At 64.2% G+C, this 6276-nt stretch carries 2 protein-coding genes; both read right to left on the bottom strand.

All coding sequences use genetic code 11. The features are described from left to right. Positions 1–5342, bottom strand: a 5342-nt coding sequence (locus ACG2LG_RS23335; RefSeq protein WP_396263206.1) for a DUF6288 domain-containing protein, incomplete at its 3' end; no start/stop codon positions are given. A 575-nt stretch (positions 5343–5917) separates the two neighbouring features. Next, positions 5918–6276, bottom strand: a 359-nt coding sequence (locus ACG2LG_RS23330; protein WP_396263204.1) for a hypothetical protein, incomplete at its 5' end; no start/stop codon positions are given.

The raw sequence follows: 6276 nt of genomic DNA, 5'->3' as shown, positions 1-6276 counted from the left end.
CGGCCGTTGCCGCTGGCAGTGGTCCCAGTGCTGTTTGCGTCAAACAGGAACTCGATCTCCTCGTAGACGCCATCCGTCACGAAGTCGATCTCCGCGAGGTAGGTCTCGGCACCGCCGTTGGCGGTATCGCCGTTGAGGTGGGCATCGGCGATGACGATGTCAGGCTCGATCGCATCCGTGTCGCGCATGGTCACCGTGACCGTGGGTTTCCCGTTGTAGTTGGCATAATAGAAGTGAACCGAACCGGCACCGCCAGGAACCGTGCTCACGTCGACGGTGACAACCGCACCACCGAGGTCGCGCCAACCGGTGGCCTGGGTATCGGAGCTCGCGCTGAGGAGTTCCCCAACCTTGAGATCGGGTCCCGGGTCGGTCGAGTCCCAGAGTTTGGTCAGGTTCTGGCCAAAGGAATCGAATGCCGTGTCATCGGTCGTGAGTGTGATGTTCGCCGCGCTTGCGCCAGACGACTGTGAGACGGCGGTGATGTCGCTATTGCTGTTTCCGGCAAACTTGTAGAATTCGACCGGTCCGTCGTAGTTCCGGACGAAGGGAGGGGCCGGGTCGTTGGTGCCGGGGATGTTGGCACAGAAGGACCCCGTGCCCGGGTTCGGGCCAATCAGCGAAACGTGGTAGTACCTTCCCTCGCCGTTGCAATTGGCATTGCTCTGCGATGAAAGCGTCGCCTGAAAATCCACGGTGAGACTGGCCGGACCGGAAACCGGCTCGTCCACGATGATGGTGGTGTCATCGGAGATCGCGGAGCTGGTATCGAGAGGGTTGCCCGCGAGGTCCGTGATCACGGCGCCGGTGACGACTTCCAGCGTCAGTTCGCCGGTCCCGGTGGCCGAGACCGCCACCTCGAACACCGCGGGATCCCCGGTGGTGGAAACTCCATTGATGGAGACCGGAGCGCTGCCACCGTTGGTGAAGTCGCCGGTCTCCAGCGTCGCCGGGGCGATGGCCTCGCTGAAGGTCAGGGTGTAGGTGACCGTCTGTCCCACCAGAACCGGACCACCTCCCGCATTGTCGACGATCGAGTCCAGCGTCGGCGCGATGGTGTCGCTGGTCGTCGTCGTCGCGCCCGCCGCCGGCGAGGGAGCCCCGACATTGCCCAGGGCGTCGCGCATCACGACGGTGTAGGCGTAGCCTGTCGATGGGCTGAGGCCGGTGTCGGTGTAGCTCGGGCTGGTTTGCCATCCGCTGCTGGTGGCACCGGGGCCGCCGGTGGTCTCGGTGAAGAGATACTCCACCGGGCCCGAGGCGTCGCTGCCGGTGGTGGCGGTCATGCTGATGGCATTGTCGCCATCGGCCGCGGGCATCACCGAGAACGTGGCGGGATTCGGTGCCGGGGGCTCGGCATCGCTGCCGCCGATCAGCGTCTGCATCTCCTGCGCCATGGCCTGCCCAATCAGGTAGTAGGTCTCGGCATTGCGGTTCCAATGGTAGCTCTGGTTGGCGGGCGAAACCGCGACGTCCCGCCAGAAGTCCCGCGTCTCGACCACCGCGACATTGCCGCTGAAGGCGGGGTACTTCGCGAAGTCCTCCATCGCCAGTTGCGCCGCCATCAGCGACAGCGCCCGGGGATGGGTTTCCGTCCAGCCACTCATCCCGGTCGTCGCGATGACGAAGGGCAGAGCCGGCACGCCGAGATCGGAACGGACGTCGTTGATGAAGTTCACCATGTTGACCTCATACTCGTCGTTGTAGGTTTGGTTGACCCGGTCGTTCCATCCCTGATGCCAGCCGAAGCCGGCCAGTTCGTAGCCGGCCGTCGCGTCGTAGCCGGGGAAGTAGGTCGACAGGTTGGTCAGCACGTTGTTCACATCGCTCAGCATCTGCTGGTAGAAATATCCCTGATCGCCCTCGGCGAGCGGCGGATCGACGCTCCAGCCCGAACTCGGCGGGCGAAAATCGACGGCGAGGCTCTTGCCACCCCAGGCCGTCTTGATGATCAGGACCTGCTCGCCGTGGACGTCACCCATCACCTGGCCGAACTGCAGCTCGGGTCCGATCGTGTCGGAAAGCGCCCCGTAGCCGGCCGAGAGGTTGCCGTTGAGCAACGTGATTCCGCCCCGCTTGTAGGAAATCCAGACGTCGCCCCGGGAGGCCCAGCCCGTGCCGTCAACCAGATGCCCGTAAACCGCCGGGTTGCTTGCCACCAGATGGTCCAGTGTGCCTTGGGTTTCCGCCGGGTTCATCTCACCGTGGCCTTCCATGTTCGACTGGCCGGCCAGGATGAAGACCTTGAGTGGAGGATCCGGCGGTGATCCGCTCGTCGTCGCGGAACTCTCATCGGACGGAGCCGAAGAGTTCTGCGCCGGGCTCTTGTCGCGGGCGGTGACGGTGTAGCCGTAGGTCGTGCCCGGCGTCAGGCCGGTGTCGGTGTAGGTCGGGCTGTCCTGCCAGCCGCTGTCGTTTCCGCCACCCGAGGTGCAGGAGAAGTAGTACTCGACGCCTGAGGGGTCGATGGCGGTCATCGCGGTCATGGTGATGGACGTGTCGCCATCGGCCGCCGGGGCACTCGCCCAGACCATCGGATCGAGGAACGGCGGGGTCACATCGGGGCCTCCCGAATCGACAAGGGTCACCGTCACCGTCTCGTAGGCTTCGGTCAGTCCGCGGGAGTCGGACATGGTGACCTCGAACTGATAGGTGCCCTGGGTTCCGTCGAACAAGACGGTGCTCGCCGTGGCGCTGGTGCCATTCGGCGTGAAGGTCACCGCGCCGGGACCCTGGGTCTGTCTCCACGTGAAGGTGCTGTCGCCCTCGGCCAGGTCGGTCGCCGCGACCCGCAAGGTGGTCCGGTTGGCTGTAAGGTCGACGGTCGGATCATCAGCGGTGGCCGAATCAATGCTCTTGAACTCCAGCGGCGACGCCGGGGTGGTGTCAGCCGCGATGGCATCGAGCAGGGCCTGCGCCTCTTCCACCGTGCCGCCGGTCAGGTAACGCTGGGCAAAGGCCACCACATCCGGATCAGGAGTCACCAGGGTCGAGGAGCCGTCATACGCAATCAGGCCGTTCAGCAGGTTCTCATGGAAGCCACCCCATCCGTTCGAGTTGTCCATCGCCTGCATCGCTGCGGGGACCGCGTCCGCCACCAGGCTTCTCGCCATGGCCAGCATCGCCTCGTTCCGCACGCCCAGGCTGAACATCCGGTCCGCCGGCGACTCGAGGGCCACCATGTCCAACAGCTCGGGCGCCATGAGGTTCACCTCGGCCGGCGTGAGCACCTTGAGGAGGTTGTTGATCCTCCCCCGTGCATTGCCGGTCGGACTCGTGGCGGCCACCTTCAGGGCGTCGAAAAACAGCGTGCTCCCCACCTCGGAAATGAGGGTGTCCATTTCGGACCGGTTGTTGGCAAAGGCACCACCGCCGAAGATGGCGGTGATCAACGCCGCCTCGTCAAGCTGCAGGGGGTCACCCGGATCCACGGGAAAGGACGGGCGATCACGCGAAACCAAGGTCGTCATCATGGCGGTCCGGTAGGGCACCTTGTGCGAGCCGTGAAACTTGTGGAGCGCCTTGGCCGCCAGGGTTCGGACGTCGGCATCATCGTCGTTCAGCAAGGACACCAGATCGCCTGTGAAGCCGGTGTCATTCGTCTCCCCGATCGCCTGGATGGCCCCATGGCGGGAGCTTCCGTTCAGATCCAGGGCCTTGGCCCGGAGATCGTCGCGGGTGGCGGTGTCGATGGTTCGGTTTCCGAGTTCCTCCGAGGCTTGCCGCCGAATCTTGGGCGACCAGACAGCGAGGTCGGCGACCAGCTCTGCGGTGGTGCGGGCGCCCGCATCGTAGTCCTCGACGTCCAGGGAGTTGGTGATTTGTCCGGCGCTAAGGGCCAGTGCACCAGTGCTGTCGCGACCGGTGATGTGAAGGCTCTCCAGCGGCAGGGCGTAGGTCAGCAGCATCGCGGTGCTCATGCGGAAATCGTAGTATTCACTCCCGTTCGGGGCCCGGTTCTCGCTGTAGGAATCGTAGTCAAAACCCCCGTCCCAGCGGCGATGCAGATCCAGCATCCAGCTGATCTTCTTGAAGTATTCCTGCACCGCCGAAGGCCCGCCCCGCTGGACGCCCAGGGGAGCCCAGAGATAGTTGAAGTAGGCACCGGTGTGCCCCACGTCCCGGTCGGAGTCTCCGGATGCCAGGGCCATCATGACGAAAAACTCAGCCTGGCTTTCGTAGGCCGGATCGTTGTCGAGGACGATCGCCGCCATCCCGCTCTTGCCGTTGTTCTCGTGCCGTGGATCGTAGGCTTCATGCTCACCGTAGGGGATGGCTCCGCGGTTCGCATACGAGGCATAGAACATCTTTGCCCGATCGATCATCTGGTCGACCTCCGGATGGCTCACCCCGCACTGCTTCGCCAGTTGCACGCCGAGCAGAGCTGGCATGCCGAGCGAATTGATCACGCCGTATCCGGTGTTGGCCGGGCGGTAGGGGTTCGAAGGGTCATACCCGCCCGACCGGAGGGAGTGCCCCATCGTGCCGTAGTGACTGATTCCCTTGGCGATGTTGATGGCCAGGGCTTCGATCGTCGGAAACACCTGGGCGTCGGAGGTGATCAGGTAGTATTCCCCCAGCAGGATCAGCTCGTGAACCCGGCCCCACGGAGCCGAATAAGCGGTGCTCGCCGTGTAGTTTCGAAGGGCATCCAGCTCGGACGCGCTCTTGATCAGGGCCCGGGCCTGGGTCTCGGCCTCTTGAAGGTAGTTTGCCCGATCCGGGGCCGGGAAAAAGTCATTCTGGGCGGCGAGAAGGCTCAGCGTGCCCATGCGATACCTGCCGGAGCTTTCGTGGTTGTAGTAGTAGTCCATCCCCTCCTCGAGGATCTTCTCCGACTTCGGGCAGTTGTAGGGCGCGGTGGCCGAGTAGGCCCCCATGGTGCGCAAGGTCAGGGTGACCACGTCCTGCACCCCGGCGCGCCACCGGATCAGTTGCAGTGCCGCCGGAGTCTGTGCCTCGGCGTCGGCAATCGCCACGGCCAGTCCCCTCCGCGCATCGATGTCCGCGATCTCAAATTCGACCGGGGCGGTCGCCGTGCCACTGGCTCCGAGGATCAGGTCGTTCGGCAGAAACACCCCGTCGGCCGGCGATCCGGCATCCACCTCCCGCACCTGGATCTGCCGGCTCCCGGCCGATCCATTGATCCCGCCGCTGGTGGTGTCGTAGTAGACCCAGCCCCGCATGCCGGTCGGCCCGAGGTTCCAGGTCGTGGTCAGGTTGTCCGGAATGGGTTCCCCCAGGGTCAGGTCGGGGGGTGCAGCCCATCCAGGGATGATGCCAAAAATAATGGCCGTAAGAAATCCAACGACTCCGTGCGGGTGGCTCCGTCTGCTGCTCATGGGTATCGGGTATTTTTCTCCCCAAACCCTGAGCACCGGCATTCCGTTATAAGGGAATGTGGACGATTTGGGTTTTTGGGGCTGTTCTTGGCTTCCAGTTCCTCGTTCCCCCGGGTCAGGGAAGCAAGCATCCAGATAACTCGGAATCCTTGCCAAGAAATCGAGTCCAAGAGAACCAAAATTGTCGGGGCGTCATGGGTAATCCCACGCAGGGTGCCGCGCCCATCGCTCGGCACCAAGGGTCAAGTCCGATCTGCCCAGTCCGATCTGCCCAACAGTCCGATCTGCCCAACATCAACGGTCTGGAAGTCCGGGATGAGAAGCCCGGGCGACCGAACAAATCTGATCGGCTGTGAACGCTTGGGCGAAGGATGGAGTTTCACAGAAGGCCGCGAAGGGCACAAAGCTTCGGTCGATGGGCTGAGTCTCGCTCGTGAGTGGAATGGGTCGCGCGAGCCCACTCGCGCCTCGTTTGGTCCGGCGAGGCGCGAGTGGCCTCACGCGGTGCTTCCGGAAAAGGAAAACGCCGGCCCCCCGGGAGGGAGGCCGGCGTGGGAATCAGGTTGATCCTGCGGTCACTCCGGCAACACCGCCGTCAGGCGGCCGAAGAGTTTGCCACCTGCAGCTTCCGAGATCCCGATGGTCGCCGTCACCGCATTGGTCGGAGTGCCCGGAGTGACCAGGAAGGTCACACCGTTGTCGGCCGTTGCGTCGTCGGCGTCAGGGACCTGGTCAACCGTCGCCGTCCACGGGTCGCCTACTCCGAGGTCACTGCTGTGCTCCACCCGCAGTTCCGCCGCACCTCGGTCGGCAGTCGGCAGGCAGTTGAAGTTCATCACCAGTCCGCCACCGGTTTCGGTCACCGTCGGCAGCAGTCCCGCGGCATTGGCGTCGACGTTCGGATTCGCCGCTCCCAGCAGGAAGGCCAGGCCGT

The organism is Haloferula sp. A504 (genome assembly GCF_044385805.1).
GTDB lineage: Bacteria > Verrucomicrobiota > Verrucomicrobiia > Verrucomicrobiales > Akkermansiaceae > Haloferula.
Note: the sequence above shows the minus strand (reverse complement) of the source record. Positions and strands in the feature narration are given on the sequence as shown.